This window comes from Paraburkholderia sp. RHO2 (assembly GCF_050955445.1).
Taxonomy (GTDB): domain Bacteria; phylum Actinomycetota; class Actinomycetes; order Mycobacteriales; family Mycobacteriaceae; genus Prescottella; species Prescottella agglutinans_A.
This window is the reverse complement of record NZ_CP162617.1, coordinates 2,441,784-2,463,785: the sequence shown is the minus strand read 5'-3', so window position 1 is coordinate 2,463,785 and position 22,002 is coordinate 2,441,784. Positions and strand designations below refer to the sequence as shown.

The following is a 22,002-nucleotide window of genomic DNA, read 5'->3' as shown; positions in this document are numbered from 1 at the left end:
GCTCGTCAGATCGACAGCGTCAGGTGCGGCGACGCCTTGGCGGCCTGCTCCCGCAGCCCACGGACGGCGGCGGCGGGATCGGCGGCGCCGTAGACGGCCGACCCGGCGACGAAGCAGTCGACGCCCGCCTCCGCGGCCTGCTCGACGGTGTCGACGTTGATGCCGCCGTCGATCTCGACCAGCAGACGCAGCTCGCCCGCGTCGACGAGCTTGCGGACGGCGCGGGCCTTGTCCAGCACGGTCGGGATGAACGACTGGCCGCCGAAGCCCGGCTCGACGCTCATCACGAGCAGTGTGTCGAAGTTCTTCAGGATCTCGAGGTACGGCTCGATCGGGGTGTTCGGCTTGATGCTCAGCCCCGCCTTGGCGCCCGCGGCGCGGATGTCGCGGGCGACGGCGACCGGGTCGTCGGTGGCCTCGGCATGGAAGGTGACGTTGTGCGCGCCGGCCTCCGCGTACGGCGGCGCCCAACGACCCGGATCGTCGATCATCAGGTGGCAGTCGAGCGGGATGTCGGTCGCCTTCAGCAGGCTCTGCACCACCGGCAGGCCGAGCGTCAGATTCGGAACGAAGTGGGCGTCCATCACGTCCACGTGCAGCCAGTCGGCACCGGCGACGGCGTCGGCCTCCTCGGCGAGACGCGCGAAGTCGGCGGAGAGAATGGAAGGAGCGATCATCGGGGTTGCCACGGGGGCGAGTTTAGTCGGCAGGCGCCGAACCCTCGTCGCTGCCGGGGTGTCGGCGCAGGGGTTCCCGGCCGGGCGGTTGCGTCGCCACCGGCCCCATCGGCGGGCGGACCGTCCGCATCACCCGAACATCGTTGCCGCGCAACGTTACCGGAGTGCCGTCGTGGTCGATGGTCAGGTCGTCGCCGTGGATGAGTCGGTATCGCGTCTCGATCCGGTCGATCTCGATCCGCAGCCGGCACCCCGCCGCGGCGACACCGAACGCGAGCCGATCGATACCGCGCGGCAACGCCGGCCGGAAGGTCAGCCTGGAACGCCTGCGCCGCGCGCCACCGAACCCCTGGACGAGCGCGATCCAGATACCTGCCAGCGACGCCAGGTGCAGGCCGTCGCGTGTGTTGTGTTCCAGGTCGAGCAGATCGATCAGCGCCGTCTCCCCCAGATAGTCGTAGGCGAGATCCATCGCCCCGACGTCCGCGGCGACCACCGCCTGACTGCACGCCGACAGCGACGAGTCCCGCACGGTCATCCGCTCGTAGTACGCGAAGTTCCGCGCCCGCTCGTCCGCGGTGAACGCGTCGGGCACCCACTGCATCGCCAACACGACGTCGGCCTGCTTGACCACCTGCTTGCGGTAGAGGTCGAAGTACGGATAGTGCAGCAGCAGCGGATAGTGCTCGGGCGGAGTCGCCGCGAAGTCCCACACCTCGCGGTCGGTGAATCCCGACGACTGTGGGTGCACGCCGAGGCGCTCGTCGTACGGCACGAACATGCCGTCGGCCGCCGCCCGCCATCCGTCGAGTTCCTCGTCGGTGATGCCGAGATCCGGCATCCGATCACGGTGCCGTTCGACGACCGACACGGCCGCGGTCAGGTTCTCGCGCGCCATGAGGTTGGTGTACAGGTTGTTTCGCACCAGCGCGCTGTACTCGTCGGGGCCGGTGACCCCGTCGATCCGGAACCGTCCGTCCTCGCCGACGTAGCCGAGGGATCGCCACAACCGCGCCGTCTCCACGAGCAGGTCCAGTCCCACGGAGCGCTCGAAGTCGGTGTCGCCGTTCGCCCGCAGGTATCCGATGACGGCGCGGGCGACGGCGGCGTTGACGTGGAACGCGGCGGCCCCGGCGGGCCAGTACCCGCTGCACTCCTTGCCGGTGATCGTCCGCCACGGAAACGCCGCACCGGCGAACCCCAACTGTCGCGCCCGGTCCCGGGTGGTCGCCAGCGTGGAGTGCCGCCAGCGCAGGGCGTGGGCGACGGCCTTCGGGAAGACCGACGTCAGCACCGGGAGGACGAACATCTCGGTGTCCCAGAACGCGTGCCCGTCGTAGCCGCGGCCGGTGAGCCCCTTCGACGCGATCGCGACACCTTCTGCGCGCGCCGACGCCTGCAGGATGTGGAACAGCGCGAATCGAACCGCCTGCTGCACCGCCGGGTCACCGTCGACGACCACGTCGGCGCGCGCCCAGAACTCGTCCAGGAACGCGCGCTGCTCGGAAATCAGCCCGCCCCAACCCATTTCCCGCGCGATGGTCAGCTCACCGGCCACCTCGTCGCGCATCGCCGGGGCGGTCCGGCGCGCCGACCACGCGTGGGCGACGTACTTGACCATCCTCACCTGCTCGCCGGACGCGAGCTGCGAGGCGATCGTGACCCGCCCCTGATCCGGGTAGCTCTCGGACGCGACGTGCAGGTGCGGGCCCGACACGTCGTGATCCATGCCGACGGCCACACGCAGCCCGCTCTCACTCGTCGTGTGCATGAGCTGCACCAGTGCGTCGTGGGCGAAGTTCTCCTCGGCGAACAGCGGCTCGGCCAGCACCGCCGCCGCGCGTGGGTCCGCCTCGGCGTCGGGCATCGGCTCGTTGGCGACGAGTTCGGACTGCAGCACCACCCGGGCCGGTCCGTCGAGCGCCTCCACCCGGTAGTCGACGGCGCCGATCGCACGCTGGGTGAACGACACGACCCTGGTGGTGCTCAGCCGGACGGTCCGGCCCGCGGGCGACCGCCACTCGACGATGCGGCGCAGCACGCCGGCCCGCAGGTCCAGCTCCTGCTCGTGTTTCAGGACGCGACCGCGCCGGACGTCGAACGGCTCGTCGTCGATCAGCAGGCGCACGATCTTGCCGTCGGTGATGTTGATGATGGTCTCGCCGGAGTTCGGGTAGCCGTAGCCTGGCTCGGCGTACGGCATGGGGCGGACCTCGTAGACGCCGGCGAGGTAGCTGCCCGGCAGTCCGTGCGGATCGCCCTCGTCGAGGTTGCCCCGCCAACCGAGGTGGCCGTTGGCGACGGTGAACAGGGATTCGGTCTGCGCGAGCACCCCGAGATCGAGGCTCGTCGCGTGCAGGCTCCAGGGCTCGACCGGGAACGCGGGATGAGTGATCACGACGTGCGCACCTCCCAGTCGCCTGCCGGATCCGTCGACGACGGACCCGTCGGTTCACGCTAGGACACCCGCGCCGTCACGGCACGAGAACGGCCGCACCACCGAATACCCCGCCGGCGAGGTCCGCCAGCGCCTTGTCGGCGGCGCCGAGCGGATAGCGGTGCGCACTGACCCGCAGGCGGTGCTGCTGCGCGAAGGCGAGGAACTCCTCGGCGTCCTGCCGGGTGTTCGCGGTGACGCTGCGGATCTGCCGTTCGCGGAACAGGTCCCGCTGATAGTTCAGCGGCGGGATGTCACTGAGGTGGATGCCGGCGAGCGCGAGAGTGCCGCCCGCGTCGAGCGCCTCCAGCGCGGGGGGCACGAGGTCGCCGGCCGGGGCGAAGAGAATCGCCGAGTCCAACGGTTCCGGCGGCGGATCGGCCGCCCCCTGCACCGACGCCGCACCCAGACTGAAGGCGAGTTCGCGGGCCTCCTCGCCGCGGGTCATCACGTGGACGCGGGCACCGCGCGCCAGCGCGACCTGCGCGGTGAGGTGCGCGCTGCCGCCGAAACCGTAGATTCCGAGTCGACCACCCTCCGGCAGATCGGCGCGCTTCAGCGAGCGATAGCCGATGATGCCCGCGCACAGCAGCGGCGCGATCTCCACGACCGGGTACCCGGTGGGGAGTTCGAGCGCGTAGTCGGCGGGCACCGTGGTGTACTCGGCGTAGCCGCCGTCGGCATCCCATCCGGTGTAGGTCGAGTAGGGGCACAGGTTCTCGTCGCCGCGCACGCAGTAGCGGCAGTGCCCGCATGTGCCCCGCAACCACGCGATCCCGACCCGCTGCCCGATCTCGAAGCGCCCGGAGTTCTCGCCCAGGTCCTCCCCCATCCCGACGATCTCACCGACAATCTCGTGGCCGGGGATCACGTTGAGTCGGTGCGGGGGCAACTCGCCCTCCACGACGTGCAGATCGGTCCGGCACACACCACACGCGAGGACCCTGACCAACAGGTCCTTGCTGGTGGGGCGCGGCAGCAGTTCGCGGTCCATCGTGAGCGGGCGGTCCGCGAGCGGCCCGGGTCTGGTCGTGCGCCACGCGCGCATCGTGGTGGTCGCCGTCGTCGTTCGTGTGGTCTCGCTGCGCATCCCGGATCCGTACTTCGTCGGCGGCGATGGTCACGGCCAGTGCGCGGCATCGTCGGCGTGCCGGTAGTCGTCTCTCCAGGATGCCTGGTTCGGCGCGCTCGCAACAGAGGGAATCGGAGGTACCGGTCGCGTCGCGCAAAGCGCTGGCGAGCGGCGCCCACTGCCGTCAGGATGGAAGCACCTTCGCCCTACCGGAGGAGTCGACCCGTGGAAACCAGCCCCGACGACGATCTCGAACTGCTCCACCGCTACTGGATGGCGGCCAACTATCTGACGGTGGCGCAGATCTACCTCCGCGACAACGTGCTGCTGCGCAGTCCGCTGGCGGCGCCGGACATCAAGCCGCGTCTGCTCGGACACTGGGGCACCAGTCCCGGCCTGTCGCTCGTGTACGCGCACCTCGACCGATTGATCCGCCGCACCGACGCCGATGTCCTGTTCGTCGCCGGCCCCGGTCACGGCGGCCCGGCCGTCGTGGCGAACGCCTACCTCGAGGGCACGTATTCGCAGCTGTACCCGGACGTCACGCCCGACGAGGCCGGGCTACGCCGGTTGGCGCGACAGTTCTCCACGCCCGGCGGCATCCCGAGCCATTCGGGGGTGGAGACGCCGGGATCCGTGAACGAGGGCGGCGAACTGGGGTATTCGCTCGCGCACGCTACGGGGGCGGCGATGGACAATCCCGACCTGATCGTCGCGTGCGTCGTCGGTGACGGCGAGGCCGAGACCGGTCCGCTGTCCGGTTCGTGGAAGGCCCCGTTCTTTCTCGACCCGACCCGCGACGGTGCGGTGCTGCCGATCCTGCATCTCAACGGGTACAAGATCTCGGGACCGACCGTGCTGGGGCGCCGCTCCGACGACGAGGTGCTGGCGCTGCTCCACGCGTTCGGCTGGGACCCGGTGCTGGTCGCCGGGGACGATCCGCCGCAGGTTCATCGGGACCTGGCCGAGACCCTCGATCGGGCCCACACCGCGATCACCCGGATCCGCCGCGACGCCCGCGAATCCGGGTTCACCGAGCGGCCCCGGTGGCCGGCGATCGTCCTGCGCACCCCGAAGGGTTGGACGGGCCCGAGCATCGTGGACGGTCTCGAGGTCGAGGGCACGTTCCGGGCGCACCAGGTCCCGGTCGCCGATGTCCGCGACGACCCAGCACACATGCGGATCCTCGAGCAGTGGATGCTGTCCTACCGACCCGAGGAGCAGTTCGACCCGCAGGGCCGGCTGGTTCCCGAGCTGGCCGCGCTGGCACCGGACGGCGACCGCCGGATGGGTGCGAACCCGCACGCGAACGGCGGGAAACTCCTGCGCGCCCTGGACCTTCCCGCCGCGGACCGGTACGCCGTGGACGTGCCGTCACCGGGCGCCGTCCACCACGAGACCACGCGTCCCCTCGGCGAATTCCTCCGCGACGTCTACGTCGCCAACCCCGACAACTTCCGGCTGTTCTGCCCCGACGAGACCAACAGCAACCGCCTGGGCGCGGTGTTCGAGGTGACGGACCGCTGCTTCGTCGGCACCCTCGTCCCCGACGACGACCACGTGGGCCATCACGGACGGGTGATGGAGGTGCTGTCGGAGCACCTGTGTCAGGGCTGGCTCGAGGGATACCTCCTCACCGGCCGGCACGGGCTGTTCGCGACGTACGAGGCGTTCGCGATGGTCAGCGCCTCGATGACCATCCAGCACGCCAAGTGGCTCGAGCGCTCCCGCTCCATCGATTGGCGCGCCCCGGTAGCGAGCCTGAACATCCTGCTGACGTCGACGTGCTGGCGCAACGACCACAACGGGTTCTCCCACCAGGGACCCGGCCTGATCGACACCGTCCTGTCCCTCTCCGGGGGCGTCACCCGGGTGTACCTGCCACCGGACGCGAACTCGCTGCTGGTGGTGGCCGAGCACGTGTTCGAGACCCGCGACTGCGTCAACCTCCTGGTGGTGGACAAGCAGTCCCACCCGCAGTACCTGACGCTCGAGCAGGCGCGCGAGCACGTTGCCGCCGGCGCGTCGGTGTGGGGCTGGGCCGGGACGGAGGACGGCGACGGCGATGAACCCGACATCGTGCTGGCGTGTGTCGGCGACGTCCCCACCGAGGAGACCCTCGCCGCGGCCGCGCTGCTCCGCGGGCACGTGCCCGACCTCCGGGTCCGCGTGGTCAACGTCGTCGACCTGATGTCGATGGCGCCGGCCGACATCCACCCGCACGGACGCCACCACGACGCCTTCGAGGAACTGTTCACCCGCGACGTCGACGTCGTCGTCGCGTGGCACGGCTACGCCCGCGCCTTCCACCAACTGCTGCACGGGCGGACGAACCCCGACCGGTTCCACGTCCGCGGCTACACCGAGCAGGGCACCACCACCACCCCGTTCGACATGGTGGTGCTCAACCACATGAGCCGCTACCACCTCGCGATCGAGGCGCTGCGCCGCTGCCGTCGCACACCCGACGGTGCCGCCGACCTGACCGGCTACTGCGAGCGGATGCTCGAACGCCACCACGCCTACGTCCGCGAACACCTCGAGGACATGCCGGAGGTCCGGGGCTGGGTGTGGCCCGAACCGGTGTGACCGGGCCGGCGGGCTCGGTCAGATACCGAGCTTCAGCCCGGCGCCGGCGTCGACCCGCAACTGCTGGCCGGTGACGAAGCGCGACTCGTCCGACGCGAGGTACACCACGGCGTGCGAGATGTCCTCGGGCTCCACCCACGGCGTCGGCATGGCCTGCATGAACGGGAAGGTGACCTTCGCGTCCTCGGCCGTCGGGTTCTCGAGGTCGGGGCGGAACGTCTTGTACATCGGCGTGCTCTGCAGCATGTCGGTGTTGACGTTGGTCGGATGGATGGCGTTGACCCGAATCGAACTGGGCCCCAGGGTGAGTGCGAGCGACTCCGTGTAGGCGCCGATCATCTTCTTCGCGAGCCCGTAGCCGTCGCCGCCGGGCCCCTGCATCGCCTGCTGGCCGTTGATGCCCGTCTGCGGAACCAGGCCGGCCACCGAACCGGTGGCGATGATCGACGCTCCCGCCTTCAGGTACGGCAGGGCCGCGTGGATGGTGTTGACGACGCCGACGAAGTCGACATCGAAGGCGTCGACGAACCCCTGCGGCGGAACGTGGTTGCCGAGCGGGCAGATGCCCGCGTTGGCGACGACGACGTCGAGGCGACCCAGCGTCGTGACCGCCGACGCCAGCGCCTTGTCGAGCGCCGCCCGGTCCCGCACATCCACCCGCGCGGTGACGATCCGCTGTCCCGCCTTCTCGACCAGTCGCGCGGTCTCGTCCAGATCGGCCTCGCTCGCGAGCGGGTACTCGTTGGTCTCGATGTCGGCGCAGATGTCGAACGCGATGATGTCGGCGCCCTCGTCGGCGAGGTGGACGGCGTGACTACGCCCCTGCCCGCGCGCGGCGCCCGTGATCAGAACGACTTTCCCGGCAACCCGATTCATGAGAGGTGTCCTCCGTGCCAGCCCGTGCCCATTCACTGTGGGCGGCGACATCGCCGCCCACAGTGAATTAGAACACGTGTCACTGTGAGGCAGGGCACATTTGCCGGGGTGAAGTTCAGTCCTCGAGCGGCCGCTTCAGTGCCGCCATGAACATCGCGTCGGTACCGTGCCGGTGCGGCCACAGCTGGACACCCGGACCGTCGCCGAGTCCCGGCACGCCCGGGACCGACTCGCGGGTGTCGAGCGCGATCGCGCCGTGCCGGCGCACCGCGTCCGCGACCACCGCAACCGTCTCGGCGACGTGCGGCGAGCACGTCGAGTAGAGCACCACCCCGCCCGGCCGGACGAGCTTCAGCGCCGATTCGAGCAGCTCACGCTGCAACTTCGCGAGGCCCGCCACATCCGACGGCTGCCGCCGCCAGCGCGCCTCGGGACGCCGGCGCAGGGCGCCGAGACCGGTGCACGGGGCGTCGACGAGGATCCGGTCGTACCCGCCCTGCAGCCCGGGATCGCGGCCGTCCGCGACGTGGACGTCGACGGGCAGACCACGGGTGGTCTTGCGGATCAGGTCGGCACGGTGCTCGGCCGGCTCCACCGCGTCGAGTCGACCGCCCTCGATGTCGGCCAGCGCGCCGAGCAGCGCGGCCTTGCCACCGGGACCGGCGCACAGGTCGAGCCAGCGGCCACCGTCCGGGCCGTCGAGCGGCGCCAGCGTCAGCGCGCGGGCCACCAACTGACTGCCCTCGTCCTGGACGCCCGCGAGACCCTCACGAACGGCGTCGAGCAGGCCGGGGTCGCCGCCGTCGAGATGCACCGCGTACGGCGAGTACGGGCCCACCTCGCCGCCGGTGATGAGCGCGAGTTCCTCCGCCGAGATCTCGCCGGGTCGGGCCACCAGGTGCACGGCCGGGCGGGCGTCGTCGGCGATCAGCACGTCCTGGAGCTCACCCGCGTCCACGCCCAGCGCGTCGGCGAACGCCTGCGCGATCCACTTCGGGTGGGCGTACCGGAACGCGAGATGGCCCACCGGGTCGGTGGTGGCGTCGGGTGCCAGCTCGGCCACCCACTCGTCCTCGGACTTCTCCGACACGCGGCGCAGCACCGCGTTGACGAATCCCGCCTTGCCGGGGCCGGCCTCGGCGCGGACGAGGTCCACGGACGTCGCGACCGCGGCGTGGGGCGCGATCCGCGTGCGCAGCAACTGGTAGGTGCCGAGCTGCAGGACGTCGAGCAGCGGGCCGTCGATCTCCTCGATCGGGCGCCCCGCGCAGCGCGCGATGACGGCGTCGAGCAGGCCGCGGGCACGCGCGGCGCCATAGGCCAGTTCGGTCGCCAGCGCGGCATCGCGGCCGTCCAGCCGACGTTCCCGAAGCAGCCCCGGCAGAACGAGATTCGCGTAGGCGTCCCGCTCCCGTACCGCCCGCAGCACGTCGCGGGCCGCGCGCCGCGGCTGGTCGAGCGCCGCCTCCGCGGGATCGGGTCGGCGGGCCTGCCGGGGACGGCTGCGATCGCCCTGCCTTCCCTGCCGGCCCTGTCCGCCGGGGCGTCCACCCTGACGACCCGATCCGCCGGATCGCCGCGCCGGTCGCTTCTCGTCGCTCACTGTGCCCGTACCTCTCCGTCCAGACGCGCACCGCGCGCCCAGTCCACTGCCGCCATCTGCTTCTTGCCCTGTGGCTGGACCTGTCCGAGCCGGACCGCGGTCGTCGACGTACCCACGTAGAAGCCGTCCTTGCGGACCTCGATGCGCCCCGGTGGCAGCGTCTCCTCCACGAGAGTCACCGGTCCGACCTTGACGCGCAGATCGCCGATCATCGTCCACGCTCCCGGCGCGGGGGTGACCGACCGGATGTGGCGGTGTACCGCGAGCGCCGGCTGGTCCCAACGGATCCGGGCCGATTCGACCGTCACCTTCGGCGCGTGCGAGATACCGTCCCGCGGCTGCGGAACGGCCTGCAGCGCACCGTCCTCGATGCCGTCGAGCACGCTCTCGAGCAGGATCGCGCCGCTCTCGGCGAGCCGGCCGAGCAGTTCGCCCGCCGTGTCGGTGGTGCGGATCGTCTCGGTCACCACGCCGTACACAGGACCGGTGTCCATGCCCTCGTCGAGCGCGAACACGGTCGCGCCCGTCATCTCGTCACCCGCATTGATCGCGGCCTGGACAGGGGCGGCGCCCCGCCACGCCGGCAGTAGCGAGAAGTGCAGGTTCATCCACCCGTGGACAGGCACGTCGAGGACCGGTCGCGGCAGCAGGTTGCCGTACGCGACGACGGGGCAGGCGTCGGGCGCGAGTTCCTTCAGCCGCGCCAAGAACTCCGGATCGGATGCCGTCTTCGGCGTGAGCACCTCGATGCCGTGTTCGTCGGCGAGCTGCCCGATCGGCGAACGCACGAGCTTTCGACCGCGGCCGGCGACGGCGTCGGGTCGGGTGACGACGGCGACCACCTCGTGCCGGTCGGACTCGATGAGCCGCCGCAGCGACGGCACGGCCGGTTCGGGCGTCCCCGCGAAGACGATCCGCATCAGCGCCGGACCTCCGCTCGGAGCGAACAGGTGGTCGTGCGGTTGGTCGTGCGGGTGGTCTCGGAGTTCACGAGGGCGGCTCCCGGAGCGTCGAATCCCGGCGGCGCCGGAAGGGGGTTCACCCCGAGATTCTACGGAGCGCTCCCCGCCCCGGTCAGCGCCGCCTGCACCCGTGCGGTGTCGTCGTCGGACCACCCCTCGGGCTGCAGAATTCGCGCCCACATGCCGGCGGCCTCGGGCCCGTACGAATGGCCGTGCCCGGCCGGGACGTCCGCGGAGAACACCATGTCGAGCGTCACCTGCCAGAAGGTGACGAGTGGCATCCACGTCATGTTCGGATCGACGTCGCGGCCCCGCGGTTCCCGCAGCCAGTCCGGTTCGTTGAAGAGCAGCGACGGCGACCACCACACGATCGGATCGCTCGCGTGCTGCCAGTAGACGACCCGGCGCGGCCCCCACGCCCCGCCGATGTCGAGGTCCTGCGGGTCGGCCGCGAACCGCACCGCTTCCCCGCCGTCGATCACCGGCAGGATCTCCGGTGAGCCGGAGTCACGATCGGCGGTGGCCTCCCGCCACTGCGGCGTGAAGTTCGGGGTGCCCACCCACAGCCCGCCGTCGACACGCACGGCCATGTCCTGGTAGCCCGCGAACGCGTTCTGGCCTCCGTACGAGCCGAGGCTCTCGCCGAAGACGACGAGCTTCGGGCGGGTCTCGACGGGCAGGTCGATCCACCGCGCGAACACGGCGTTGAAGAGGTCCCGCCCGGCGACCTGCGGCGTCTGCCGGTCGGCGATGAACGCAAGCGGGCTCGGGAGGAACGAGTACTGCATGGACGCGATCGCCGTGTCGCCCGCCTCGAGGTACTCGAGCGAGGAGGCCACGTCCTGGTTTACCCAGCCGCGCCCCGTGGTGGTGTTGACCGCGAGCACCTTCCGCTCCCACGCCTTGGTGCGATCGAGCTCGGCGACGACGAGATCGGCCACCTCGCCCACGGAGCCCGCCGACTCCCGTCCGGCGTAGACCCGGATCGGTTCCTTCGCCGGACGACCGGTCACCGCGGTGATGTCCGCGGCGTCCGGTCCCCGGCCGACGAACGTGCGCCCCTCCTGCCCGAGCGTGTCCCATGCCTGCGCCGACGCGGGCGATCCGCTGCGTTCCGGCACGGTCGGCTGCTCCACGCCGGGCGCGGTCGCAGTGTCCGCTCCCGAGAAGCTCCAGTTCGCGAACGCGATCAGGCCGTTGTACAGCGCGCCGTTGACGAGCAGGACAGCGATGACGGCGGCGACCACCAGCCCCGCCACGTTCGCGGCGGGCCGCGGAACCAGCCGTCGCGCCAGGTCGGTGATCTTGCGTGTCCCCACCCGAATTCCGCGTGCGGCCTCGAGCAGGACGAACCACACCACGACGGCGATGAGGAACACGAGCAGCACGTTGGCGTGGTTGGTGTGCTCGATGCCGACGAGATCGCGAACGTAGTTCTGCCACACCGCACCCAGCACGAGGAAGACGGGGACGAGGATCACGGCGGCAATGCCCAGGAGCCACCATCCGATCCGCCGGGTGCGCGCCGACCACGCGGGCGTCACGCCACACGAGCGGACCACCCACGCGGCCAGGCAGCCGACGCCGTAACCGGCGGCTACCGAGATACCCGTCGCGACACCCTGCAGGTACCAGGCCCGGGGCAGCAGCGACGGGCTGATCGACCACGTGAAGAAGACCAGCGCCACCGCCAGCCCGACGGCGTCGAAGCGGCGCGCCCAGGCTCGCAGTCCGTCCCAGGGTTGGCGGTCCGCCGGCTTCTCGGGGTCGGCGTGGCCGTTGTCGACGCGCTCGGGAGCTGTGGTCATGCGCCGAACGATAGGTGTGCCGGGCGACGGTTTGCTAGACCCGGCCCCACTACGGCGTGTACACCGGAGCCACGGGGCACTCCCGCTGCACCGTTCTCGGAGGTGGACATGTCCGGCATCGCGAGCAAGTTCGACAAGGCATTCGAGATGCGCCCGGTCGACGAACTGGCCGACGCGCCGGTGACCGCGCTGCGGGGTATCAGCGAGTCCGACGCGCAGCACCTGAAGGCCGCGTTCGGCATCGAGACGGTGCGGGACCTGGGGACGAACAAGCACTTCCTGTGGGCACAGGCTGTCGCACGATTGGCCGAGTAGTTCAGGAATTACTGGCGACGACCATGTCGGCCATGCCGGCGCCCAGCGCGACGGGCTCACACGTGGGCGCGGGCGCGGACGGATCGAGTGCCCGCATCGCGAGTCCGAGCGCGAAAGGGTCGTACACCATGGTGAAGTGCCCACCCCGGTTCTCCGGGCACAGGTCCTGCACCAGAAGGTTCGTCGCGCCGTCGTCCCGCAACGCGATGTTGGTGTAGGGCTGGATCATCTCGTCGTAGCGCGACCCGATGGTCGTGTACTCGACTCCCGGAACCGTGTCCCCGCCCGCGTTGAGCGCACCCAGGAATGGGGAACCCTGCATCTGCTGACTGATCGCCTCGGAGGTGAGCGCCCCGGCGATGCCGTCGGCGTCCGGGAGCAGCCGCAGGAGCGGCACCATCCCGTACATCACTCCGCCGTACGTCGGCGACGCGAGCCCCACCCAGCGACCCACGACACCCGCACCGCCCAGCCGATTGACGAAGTACCGCGCCACGGTCGCACCCTGCGAGTAGCCGACGAGGTCGACCTTCGCGGCCCCCGTCGACGCCCTGATCCTCTCCACGAAATCAGCGAGTTCGCCTGCGCTGCGGACCATGTCGCCTCGCGCGTACTTGCCGGGCTTGCCGTCCGCGCCGTAGTTCGGCGCGAACACGCAGAACCCCCGCTCGGCGAGGATCGGAGAGAGCGCGGACCAGTCGGTGTAGGCGTCGGAGTCACTGCCGTGCACGAGGACGACGGGGTTCGGGTGGTCCGGATCCGGTCGGCACGCGAAGTCGTTCGCCCCGGGCGGCGCGGAATCGGGGTGCCTCTCCGCGTAGCGCAGCGCCGCCGCGTGGTGGATCTGGATCGGCCCCGGATCGACCGGCACCACGTAGTCCGGTCCCGCTGTGGACAGCGGCGGCTCGACCGGCGCCGCGGACACTGCGGGTGCTGCGAACGCGGTCAACCCGGCCGTCGCGACAACCGACACTCCAGTGGCGAACCGCCTCGTCATCCGATTCACCGTGCACCTCCGTGACCCGTAGGACTGCCAGCAGTTTCCACGAAGACCGCTACCGGAGCCACGCACGCGCCAATCGCGCCCAGTAACGAAAGCGGAACGAAATCTGTGTCGATCCACTCACACCCGCGACCGACCCCGTGGTGCAATGAGGCGAGTCTCCTCGACAGGAACGGTGCGGGTATGACCATCGTGGACAACGCCGTCTACGTCGACGGTGTTCGCGTCGACACTCCGCAGACACTCGACTGCACCTACGAGACGATGAACCGACTCGGCGGGATGGCCTGGATCGGCCTGTACCGCCCCGACGCCGACGAAGTCCAGTCCCTGGCTAGCGAATTCGGCCTCCACCACCTCGCCGTGGAGGACACGATCGCCGCCCACCAGCGCCCCAAGCTCGAGCGGTACGACGAGACCCTGTTCGTGGTGCTGCGGCCGGCCCGCTATCTCGACGACGTCGAGAAGGTCGAGTTCGGCGAGGTGCACGTGTTCGTCGGACCCGACTTCGTCATCACCATCCGGCACGCCGAGTCTCCCCATCTCGCCCAGGTACGGCACCGACTCGAGGCCAACCCCGGGCTCCTGCGTCTCGGCCCCGAGGCCGTGTTGTACGCGGTCCTGGACCAGGTCGTCGACGAGTACCTGCCGGTCGCCGCGGGCCTCGAGAACGACATCGACGAGATCGAGAACCAGGTGTTCACCGGCGACCCCGCCGTCGCGAAACGCATTTACGACCTGTCGGGCGAGGTCATCGACTTCCAGCGCGCGACGCATCCGCTGGTGTCGATCCTCGAGGCCCTCGAACGCGGATCGGACAAGTACCACGTGGACCTCGAACTCCGCCGCCACCTGCGCGACGTGCTCGACCACACGCTACGTGTCGTCGAGCGGGCCGACTCGTCCCGTGCGCACCTGCAGACCGCCCTGTCGGTGCACGCCACGCTCGTCGCCCAGCAGCAGAACGAGGAGATGCGCCGGCTGACCGTGACGAGCCTGAACCAGAGCGAGGAAGTGAAGAAGATATCCGCCTGGGCGGCAATCCTTTTCGCACCGACTCTGGTGGGCACCGTCTACGGGATGAACTTCAACGACATGCCGGAGCTCGGCTGGCAGTTCGGCTACCCGATGGCGGTGCTGCTGATGATCGCCACCTCGCTCACCCTGTTCTACGTCTTCAAACGCCAGCACTGGCTGTGAGCATGACCCCAGGTTGACAGTGCTCAGGCCCCGCTGGCACCCTCGACGTGCAGCACCTCGTTAGGCGAAGCTCCTGCACGAACACAGGCCACTGATCTCACGACGTCGAGAGACGCCCAAGATCAGGACAGATTTCCCCGGCTTAAGGGGTGATCCCAAGTGGCTTCCCACGGATGTGGGATACGTCGTGCAGTGCCGAAGCTCTTACGTGGAGGTGTTCGACCGGACGGTCACCGTTGCACGCGTGGTCGCCGCGAAACTCCTGCGTTGCATTTCGACGAAATCGCGCAGCGGACCCCAAGGTCCGCTGCCGCTCATGCACGGAGGTCCGATATGGACACCACGATCATCATTCTTCGGGTGGCGCTCGGGCTGGGGCTCGGCGCCCTGGTCGGTCTCGAACGGCAATGGCGTGCCCGCATGGCAGGTCTGCGCACCAACGCGCTGGTGAGTCTGGGCGCGACGCTGTTCGTGATCCTCAGCGCCTACGGTTTCGACGGCCCGGACGCCGATCCCACCCGTGTCGCGGCGCAGATCGTGTCCGGCATCGGCTTCCTCGGAGCGGGCGTCATCATGAAGCAGGGCGCGTCCGTGACCGGCCTCAACACCGCCGCCACGTTGTGGGCGACCGCCGCGGTCGGCGCGCTGGCGGGCGGCGGAATGTACTGGGCGGCCGTCATCGGAGCCGTTGCGATCATGGGGGCCAACATGATCCTGCGCCCGGTCGGCCGACTCATGGATCATCAGCCCGCGCGGGCCGGGCGCGAGGAGTCGCCCGTCGACTACCGCTTCGAAGTGACGTGCCACGAGGACGCGGAGGCGCATGTCCGCGGCCTGACCGTGCAGGCGATCTCGCGACCCGAGTTCCGGTTGCGGTCGGTGCAGTCGCGCGACACCTCCCACCCTGCCCGCGTCCAGGTGGCGGCCGAACTGACCGCGCGCCGGCGCGACGACACCCTCCTCGAGTCGGCGGTGAACCGGATGAGCCTCGAACCGCTCGTCACGAGCGTTCGATGGAGCATCTCCCCGGCGGAGTCCGAGACGCTGTTCGACGCGGGCCGGTGACCGCCGAGCACAGACTGATGCACGTCGTCGACGTCCGGGCGAGCTAGCCGATCCGGAGCGGATCGATCTGGACCCGCACCGGACCGGTCGATCGGCGGGCGCTGCGGACGGCCTGGGCCTCCGCCAGGGCCTTCGCCAGCGCCCGACCGTCACCGCGCGGCACCCGAACGAGCATGCGCTCCACGTCGTCCGGCTCCGGTTCCTCGCTCGAGAACGGCAACCGCTCCCCCGGCGGCAGAGGCACCGGGCCCAGCACCTCCGCCGAATCCGGAAGCCCGGCAACCTCGAGCAACTCCCCGATCGACGCGGCGGTGCCGTCGACCACGGCCATGTGGACGGCGGGCGGGAACCCCACCTCCGCTCGTTCCTCCAGCTGACCGCGCGCGTGCCACACCGGATCCCAGCGCACCAACGCCTGCACCGTGGGGATCCCGGAGTCGGCGACGACCACGACCTGACCGCCGTCGGTCTGCGACCGCACGAGCGCCGACGCGGTCATCCACCGCCGCAGCGTCTCCTCAGCGGCGCGCAGGTCCGCGCGCCCCAGCAGCGCCCACCCGTCCAGCAGCAGGGCGGCGCCGTAGCCGCCGGGCATCACCGGTTCGGCGCCCACCGTCGACACGACCAGCTTGGCGCCGGGCGCCATCTCTGCCTTCACGTCGGATCCGCCGGACGTGTGCACGGCGACCCCGGGAAACGCCCGCCCCAACTCCTCCGCGGTGCGCCCCGCCCCGACCACGACCGCCCGCAGCGCCCGCGCACCGCACGCGTGACAGCGGTGGTTCGTGTCCGCGACACCGCACCACTTGCACGTCGGTGAACCGGCGCCGTCCGGGCCGGCGGCGGTCGGCAGCGCCAACGGGCCGTTGCACCGGCGGCAGCGCGCGGGCGTCCGGCACTTGGCACAGGCCAACGACGGCACGTAGCCACGGCGCGGAACCTGAACCAGCACACCGGCTCCCGCCGCCAGTGCCTGCCGGGCCGCGGCGAACGCGATCGCCGGGAGGCGGGCCGCACGGGCCCCGGGGTCACGGGCCAGCGCGTGATCGCTGTCCGCGAGTGCAGTGATCTTGGGGGCACGCGCGCGCACGACATCGCGTGCCGCGACCAGGTTGTGCGCCCACCCCGAGTCGACGAGGGCCTGCGCCTCCGCGGTCCGGGCATGGCCGGCCAGCACGACGGCACACCCCGTGCCGTGGGCCCGCAACAGCGCGACCTCGCGCGCGTGTGGGTACGGCGAACGCGGCTCGGACAGACTGCTGTCGCCGTCGTCCCACACGACCATCAGGCCGAGGTCCGGCGTCGGCGCGAACACCGACGCCCGGGTTCCGACGACCACGCGGGCCGTCCCCCGCAGCGCCGCCAGCCACCGCCGGTACCGCGCCGACGGCCCGAGTCCCGCCGCGAGCCCCACGACATGGTCTGCGCCGAGCAGACTTTCGCACGCCCGCACCAGTCGATCGAGGTCCCGCTGGTCGGGCACCACCAGTACGGCTCCCCGCCCGGACGCCGCGACGACACCGGCCAGCTCCGCCAGCCGCGCGCACCAGTCCTCGCCGGGCAGCGCCTGCCACGCCGCGCGCGGCCCACGTCCGGATGCCAGCGCCTCGAGAAAGTTGAGGCCGTGGGTGTACGCGGACCAGGCCGCCCGGTCGAACGTCGGCGATTCCGGCGCCGGGTGCGGCACCGGCTCCTCGGACTCGACCTTCGCGTGCCGCGGCGGGATCGCCAGGCGCAGCACGTCGGCGCGTGTTCCGGCGTAGCGCTGCGCCACCGCGTCGACCAGTCGATGCACCTCGGCGGTCAGGACGGGCTCGGCCGAGACAACCCGATCGAGCCACGCCAGTTTGCCGTCGTGCTCGCTCGTCTCGATCCGCTCGAGGAGGAAGCCGTCCACGAGCCGTCCCGCGAACCGGACCCGGACGCGCACACCGGGGCGGGCCTGCTCGTCGAGCTCCGACGGAACCAGATAGTCGAACTCGCGGTCCAGGTGCGCAACAGGAAGCAGCGGCAGCACTCGCGCCACGGGCGCGTGTGCTGCCGCTGTCTTGTCGGTGCCGGTCAGCGAGCTGACTTCTCGGTCGCGGTCAGAGACCGGCGGCCGCGCGCAGCTTCTCGGCGCGGTCGGTGCGCTCCCACGGCAAATCGACGTCGGTACGACCGAAGTGACCGTACGCGGCGGTGTCCGCGTAGATCGGGCGGAGCAGGTCCAGGTCGCGAATGATCGCGCCCGGACGCAGGTCGAAGACCTCGTTGATGGCCTGCTGGATCGTCGCGACGTCCACCTTCTCGGTGCCGAAGGCCTCGACGAACAGGCCGACCGGGGCGGCCTTGCCAATGGCGTATGCGACCTGGACCTCGATGCGGTCGGCGAGGCCGGCCGCGACGGCGTTCTTGGCGACCCAGCGCATCGCGTACGCGGCCGAACGGTCCACCTTCGACGGATCCTTGCCCGAGAACGCGCCGCCGCCGTGGCGGGCCATGCCGCCGTAGGTGTCGACGATGATCTTGCGGCCGGTCAGGCCCGCATCGCCCATCGGCCCACCGAGGACGAACTTGCCGGTCGGGTTGACCAGCAGGCGCACGTCGGCGGTGTCGAGTTCGATGTCGAGATCGGCGAGGACGTGGCCGAGGACCTTCTCACGCAGATCCGGGGTGAGCAGGTTGTCGAGGTCGATGTCCGCCGCGTGCTGGGTCGAGATGACGACGGTGTCGAGCCGAACCGGGCGGTCGCCGTCGTACTCGATGGTGACCTGGGTCTTGCCGTCCGGGCGCAGGTAGGGCAGCACGCCGGTCTTGCGGACCTCGGTCAGGCGACGCGACAGTCGGTGCGCCAGCGCGATCGGCAGCGGCATCAGCTCCGGGGTGTCGGTGCAGGCGTAACCGAACATCAGGCCCTGGTCACCGGCGCCCTGCCGATCGATCTCGTCGTCGGCGACACCGTCGACACGCGCCTCGTGCGAGTGATCGACACCCTGCGCGATCTCCGGCGACTGCGCGCCGATCGCGATGTTGACACCGCAGGAGTTACCGTCGAAGCCCTTGGCCGACGAGTCGTACCCGATCTCGAGAACCTTGTCGCGCACGATCTTCGGGATGTCGACGTACGCGGACGTCGTCACCTCGCCGGCGACGTGCACCTGTCCGGTGGTCACCAGGGTCTCGACCGCCACACGGCTACGGGGATCTGCCGCGAGCATCGCGTCGAGGATGGAGTCACTGATGGCGTCACAGATCTTGTCGGGGTGACCTTCGGTCACGGACTCACTGGTGAATAGCCGCTTGCCGGACGTGCTCACAGATCTCCCTCTCGACGTTCTGTCCGAGGCCGACTCCGCTCGAATTCGAATTCTCGAATCGTGTGGCCCCGATACGACACCTGCGCTGATTTTCGTTTCTACTTCTATTCAATACCGCAGACGACCACGGTGCCAGGAGGCCGTCCCCCCGTGCGGCACCGCGGTCGCTGCGTGCTACTTCGGGGTCAGCAGGCCCGCAACCGCATCGAGCACGCGGCTGGCCATCAGCGACTTCGAACCCGGTTCGATCGCCGATTCGGTGCCGTCGGCCCCGAGCAGCCAACCATCGTTGTGGTCGACCTCGAATGCCTTGCCGTCACCGACCGCGTTCACGACGAGAAGGTCACAACCCTTGCGCACCAGTTTTGTTCGCGCGTGGTCGAGGACAGTTCCCGACGCGTCACCCGTCTCGGCCGCGAATCCCACGATCGCGGTTCCGGGAGCGAGAGTGCCGTCCCGCCGAGCCTGCACGAGACCGGCGAGAATGTCATCGTTTTTGATCAGCGGAATCGAGTTGGGCTCGTCCGCACCCTTCTTGATCTTGCTCGTCGCGACCGTGGCGGGCCGGAAGTCCGCAACGGCGGCCGACATGATCACGGCATCGGCGTCGACGGCATGCTTCATGACCGCCTCGCGCATCTGCTCGGCGGTGCGGACGTTCACGACGTCGACGGCGGCCGGATCGGCCAGTTCGGCGGTCGCGCCGGCGATCAGCGTCACCTCGGCCCCGCGCTGCGCGGCCAGGCGCGCGATCGCGTAGCCCTGCTTGCCGGAACTGCGGTTGCCCAGATAACGGACCGGGTCGAGCGGCTCACGGGTGCCGCCGGCCGAAACCACCAGCCGTCGCCCCTCGAGGTCACGCGGCAGCGCCGCCGCGCGCTCCAACAGCAGCGACGCGAGCGCGAAGATCTCCTCGGGCTCGGGCATCCGCCCCGCACCGGTGTCCTTGCCGGTCAACCGGCCCGACGCCGGTTCGATGACGATGTTGCCGCGCTCGCGCAGCGTCGCGACGTTCGCGACGGTCGCGGGGTGCTCCCACATCTCCGTGTGCATCGCCGGGGCGAACACGACCGGACAACGCGCCGTCAGGAGCGTGGCGGTCAGCAGGTCGTCGGCCCGCCCGGCCACCGCGCGAGCCATGAGGTCGGCGGTGGCGGGGGCGATGACCACCAGGTCCGCCTCCTGCCCCAGGCGCACATGGGCCACCTCCGGCACGTCGGCGAAGACGCCGGTCTGCACCGGATTACCGGACAGTGCCTCGAACGTGGCCCGCCCGACGAACTGCAGCGCAGATTCGGTGGGGATCACCCGGACGCGGTGACCGTTCTCGGTGAAGCTGCGAACCAGCGCGCAACTCTTGTACGCAGCGATACCGCCGCCGACGCCGACGACGATCCGCCTGGGTCCCACCGCATCGGATTCCCGATCGGACACGGGCGCCTCTCCGCTCACTCGCCTTCGGTGTGCTCGAGCAGGTCGGCGTGGATCTCGCGCAGCGCGATGGACAGCGGCTTCTCCTGCAGACCCGGCTCGACGAGCGGGCCGACGTACTCGAGGATGCCGTCGCCCAGCTGGTTGTAGTAGTCGTTGATCTGCCGCGCACGCTTGGCCGAGTAGATGACCAGGGCGTACTTGGACGACGTGCGCTCGAGCAGCTCGTCGATCGGCGGGTTGGTGATGCCGAGCGGGGTGTCGTAGGCAGGCAGGGCGCCACGACCGGCGGTGTCGGACACTACTGCTTCGGTGCTGCTCACTCGGTTTCTCCTGAACTGGACTTGAAAAGTGCCAAATTGAATGCCGGAATCAGGGGCGACGGCGCTTAAGCCTGTCGTCCAGCCAACAAGGATACCAACTCATCGCACGCCTGGCTGACGTCCTCGTTGACGATGACGGTGTCGAACTCGTCCTGAGCGGCAAGTTCGACCTTCGCGGTCTGCAGTCGCCGCTCGACGACGTCGGCGGGTTCGGTGCCGCGGCCCGTCAGACGGGAGACCAGCACCTCCCAGCTGGGGGGCGCCATGAACGTGAGCACCGCCTCCGGCATCGCCGATCGGACCGACCGCGCGCCCACCAGATCGACCTCGACCAGGACGGGCTTCCCTTCGGCGAGCGCCTGGCGCACCGGCTCGGCCGGGGTGCCCGACCGCTGCAGCCCACCATGGATGTCGGCCCACTCGAGCAGATCGCCGGAGGCGATCATGCGATCGAATTCTTCCCGCGAGATGAAGTGGTAGTCCTGCCCGTCCACTTCGCCGGGCCGCGGATCCCGCGTGGTCACCGAGACGCTGAAGACGACCTCGGGCATACGGTCACGCAGCAGACGGACGACGCTGGACTTTCCGACGGCCGAGGGGCCGGCCAGTACTACCAGCCGGCCCCTCCGCACTGCGTCACCACTCTGGACCGATGCCGAAGTGGTCTCGCTGCCTGACACCTTTTGTGCGTCAGCAATCACTTGTCGCGCTCAGGCCTCGAAATCGAACCGGGCGAGCAGAGCCTTGCGCTGCCGATCGCCGAGGCCACGAAGGCGACGGGTCGGAGCGATCTCCAGCTCGGTCATGATCTCCTGAGCCTTGACCTTGCCAACCTTGGGAAGGGCCTCGAGCAGAGCCGACACCTTCATCTTGCCGAGGATCTCGTCCTCTTCGGCATCCTTCAGGACCTGCTTCAGGTCGGTGCCGCCGCGCTTGAGGCGCTCCTTGAGCTCAGCCCGGGCCTTGCGGGCGGCAGCCGCCTTCTCCAAAGCAGCAGCGCGCTGCTCATCGGTCAACTGGGGAAGGGCCACGGTTCCTCCGTCTCGTCGTGTGCAAATCCAACAACTCCCGGCTCGGCCGGGGCGTCTACAACCCCCCGGATAACCAGGGGCGATAGCGACCGTACTCACGCCGAGCCTCGATTGCTAACCCACCCCCCGACGTCACCGCCCGATTCGGGTGGGTTATGTGCTCATTCGACGGTGCGTTCGAAGGCGACTCGCGGCACCGCCCCCGTCAGCGGCGGCGACCAGCCGAAGCACCCGAACACTCGACGAAACCGCAGGTAGTCAGCCGTTTTCGGCATGCGGTAGCCGGACTTGCCGCACATTTCGACGTGGCG

18 protein-coding genes and 1 riboswitch are annotated in these 22,002 nt (G+C 70.1%); of the genes, 4 read left to right on the top strand and 14 right to left on the bottom strand.

Annotated elements, in window-relative coordinates; all coding sequences use genetic code 11:
• Positions 1-5 precede the first annotated feature (5 nt).
• The 3 genes from rpe to ABTV10_RS11375 form a co-directional block, all read right to left on the bottom strand.
• Positions 6-689: a ribulose-phosphate 3-epimerase gene (gene rpe, locus ABTV10_RS11385; RefSeq protein WP_433612739.1), complete on the bottom strand. Its 684-nt coding sequence runs from the start codon at positions 687-689 to the stop codon at positions 6-8.
• 10 nt (positions 690-699) lie between these two features.
• The gene (locus ABTV10_RS11380) at positions 700-3,075 is read right to left on the bottom strand and encodes a glycoside hydrolase family 65 protein (RefSeq protein WP_499034795.1); all 2,376 of its coding nucleotides are present in this window, start codon (positions 3,073-3,075) and stop codon (positions 700-702) included.
• A gap of 76 nt (positions 3,076-3,151) precedes the next feature.
• Complete coding sequence (locus ABTV10_RS11375) at positions 3,152-4,204, bottom strand: zinc-binding alcohol dehydrogenase family protein (RefSeq protein ID WP_499034793.1); 1,053 nt, start codon at positions 4,202-4,204, stop codon at positions 3,152-3,154.
• Positions 4,205-4,411: 207 nt separating this feature from the next.
• Here ABTV10_RS11375 and ABTV10_RS11370 point away from each other — a divergent pair, with 207 nt between their 5' ends.
• Positions 4,412-6,775: a phosphoketolase family protein gene (locus ABTV10_RS11370; RefSeq protein WP_499034791.1), complete on the top strand. Its 2,364-nt coding sequence runs from the start codon at positions 4,412-4,414 to the stop codon at positions 6,773-6,775.
• An 18-nt stretch (positions 6,776-6,793) separates the two neighbouring features.
• Here ABTV10_RS11370 and ABTV10_RS11365 read toward each other — a convergent pair whose 3' ends face one another.
• The 4 genes from ABTV10_RS11365 to ABTV10_RS11350 form a co-directional block, all read right to left on the bottom strand.
• Positions 6,794-7,651 (bottom strand): mycofactocin-coupled SDR family oxidoreductase, encoded by an 858-nt coding sequence (locus tag ABTV10_RS11365; RefSeq protein WP_499034789.1) that lies wholly within the window; start codon positions 7,649-7,651, stop codon positions 6,794-6,796.
• Between the two features lie 115 nt (positions 7,652-7,766).
• On the bottom strand, positions 7,767-9,254 hold the full coding sequence (locus ABTV10_RS11360) for an RsmB/NOP family class I SAM-dependent RNA methyltransferase (protein ID WP_499034787.1): 1,488 nt from the start codon (positions 9,252-9,254) through the stop codon (positions 7,767-7,769).
• Positions 9,251-10,174, bottom strand: a complete 924-nt coding sequence (gene fmt, locus ABTV10_RS11355) for a methionyl-tRNA formyltransferase (RefSeq protein ID WP_499034785.1) — start codon at positions 10,172-10,174, stop codon at positions 9,251-9,253. Before fmt ends, ABTV10_RS11360 begins: the two co-directional genes overlap by 4 nt.
• Positions 10,175-10,305: 131 nt before the next feature.
• Positions 10,306-12,024 carry an alpha/beta hydrolase gene (locus ABTV10_RS11350; RefSeq protein ID WP_499034784.1) on the bottom strand — a complete coding sequence of 573 codons (1,719 nt, stop codon included), beginning with the start codon at positions 12,022-12,024 and terminating at the stop codon, positions 10,306-10,308.
• 108 nt (positions 12,025-12,132) lie between these two features.
• Between ABTV10_RS11350 and ABTV10_RS11345 the strand changes: the two genes are divergently transcribed.
• Entirely contained in the window at positions 12,133-12,339 is a 207-nt protein-coding gene (locus tag ABTV10_RS11345; protein ID WP_499034782.1) for a hypothetical protein, read from the top strand.
• A gap of 1 nt (position 12,340) precedes the next feature.
• Here the strand turns inward: ABTV10_RS11345 and ABTV10_RS11340 are convergent, their stop codons facing one another.
• Positions 12,341-13,336, bottom strand: a complete 996-nt coding sequence (locus ABTV10_RS11340) for an esterase/lipase family protein (protein WP_499034780.1) — start codon at positions 13,334-13,336, stop codon at positions 12,341-12,343.
• Between the two features lie 189 nt (positions 13,337-13,525).
• Here ABTV10_RS11340 and corA point away from each other — a divergent pair, with 189 nt between their 5' ends.
• Complete coding sequence (gene corA, locus ABTV10_RS11335) at positions 13,526-14,542, top strand: magnesium/cobalt transporter CorA (RefSeq protein ID WP_499034778.1); 1,017 nt, start codon at positions 13,526-13,528, stop codon at positions 14,540-14,542.
• Positions 14,543-14,591: 49 nt separating this feature from the next.
• Positions 14,592-14,763, top strand: a riboswitch (M-box (ykoK) riboswitch).
• A 112-nt stretch (positions 14,764-14,875) separates the two neighbouring features.
• The gene (locus ABTV10_RS11330) at positions 14,876-15,607 is read left to right on the top strand and encodes an MgtC/SapB family protein (protein ID WP_499034776.1); all 732 of its coding nucleotides are present in this window, start codon (positions 14,876-14,878) and stop codon (positions 15,605-15,607) included.
• A 43-nt stretch (positions 15,608-15,650) separates the two neighbouring features.
• On the opposite strand, the gene ABTV10_RS11325 is transcribed toward ABTV10_RS11330, so the two are convergent.
• The 6 genes from ABTV10_RS11325 to mihF form a co-directional block, all read right to left on the bottom strand.
• Positions 15,651-17,633: a primosomal protein N' gene (locus ABTV10_RS11325; RefSeq protein WP_499034774.1), complete on the bottom strand. Its 1,983-nt coding sequence runs from the start codon at positions 17,631-17,633 to the stop codon at positions 15,651-15,653.
• A gap of 61 nt (positions 17,634-17,694) precedes the next feature.
• Positions 17,695-18,906 (bottom strand): methionine adenosyltransferase, encoded by a 1,212-nt coding sequence (metK, locus tag ABTV10_RS11320; RefSeq protein WP_499034772.1) that lies wholly within the window; start codon positions 18,904-18,906, stop codon positions 17,695-17,697.
• Between the two features lie 174 nt (positions 18,907-19,080).
• On the bottom strand, positions 19,081-20,340 hold the full coding sequence (gene coaBC, locus ABTV10_RS11315; protein WP_499034768.1) for a bifunctional phosphopantothenoylcysteine decarboxylase/phosphopantothenate--cysteine ligase CoaBC: 1,260 nt from the start codon (positions 20,338-20,340) through the stop codon (positions 19,081-19,083).
• A 14-nt stretch (positions 20,341-20,354) separates the two neighbouring features.
• Positions 20,355-20,660 carry a DNA-directed RNA polymerase subunit omega gene (gene rpoZ, locus ABTV10_RS11310; RefSeq protein WP_005513439.1) on the bottom strand — a complete coding sequence of 102 codons (306 nt, stop codon included), beginning with the start codon at positions 20,658-20,660 and terminating at the stop codon, positions 20,355-20,357.
• Positions 20,661-20,725: 65 nt separating this feature from the next.
• Positions 20,726-21,292 carry a guanylate kinase gene (gmk, locus tag ABTV10_RS11305; protein WP_499034762.1) on the bottom strand — a complete coding sequence of 189 codons (567 nt, stop codon included), beginning with the start codon at positions 21,290-21,292 and terminating at the stop codon, positions 20,726-20,728.
• A 78-nt stretch (positions 21,293-21,370) separates the two neighbouring features.
• Positions 21,371-21,691, bottom strand: a complete 321-nt coding sequence (gene mihF, locus ABTV10_RS11300) for an integration host factor, actinobacterial type (protein ID WP_007535578.1) — start codon at positions 21,689-21,691, stop codon at positions 21,371-21,373.
• Between the last annotated feature and the right edge of the window lie 311 nt (positions 21,692-22,002).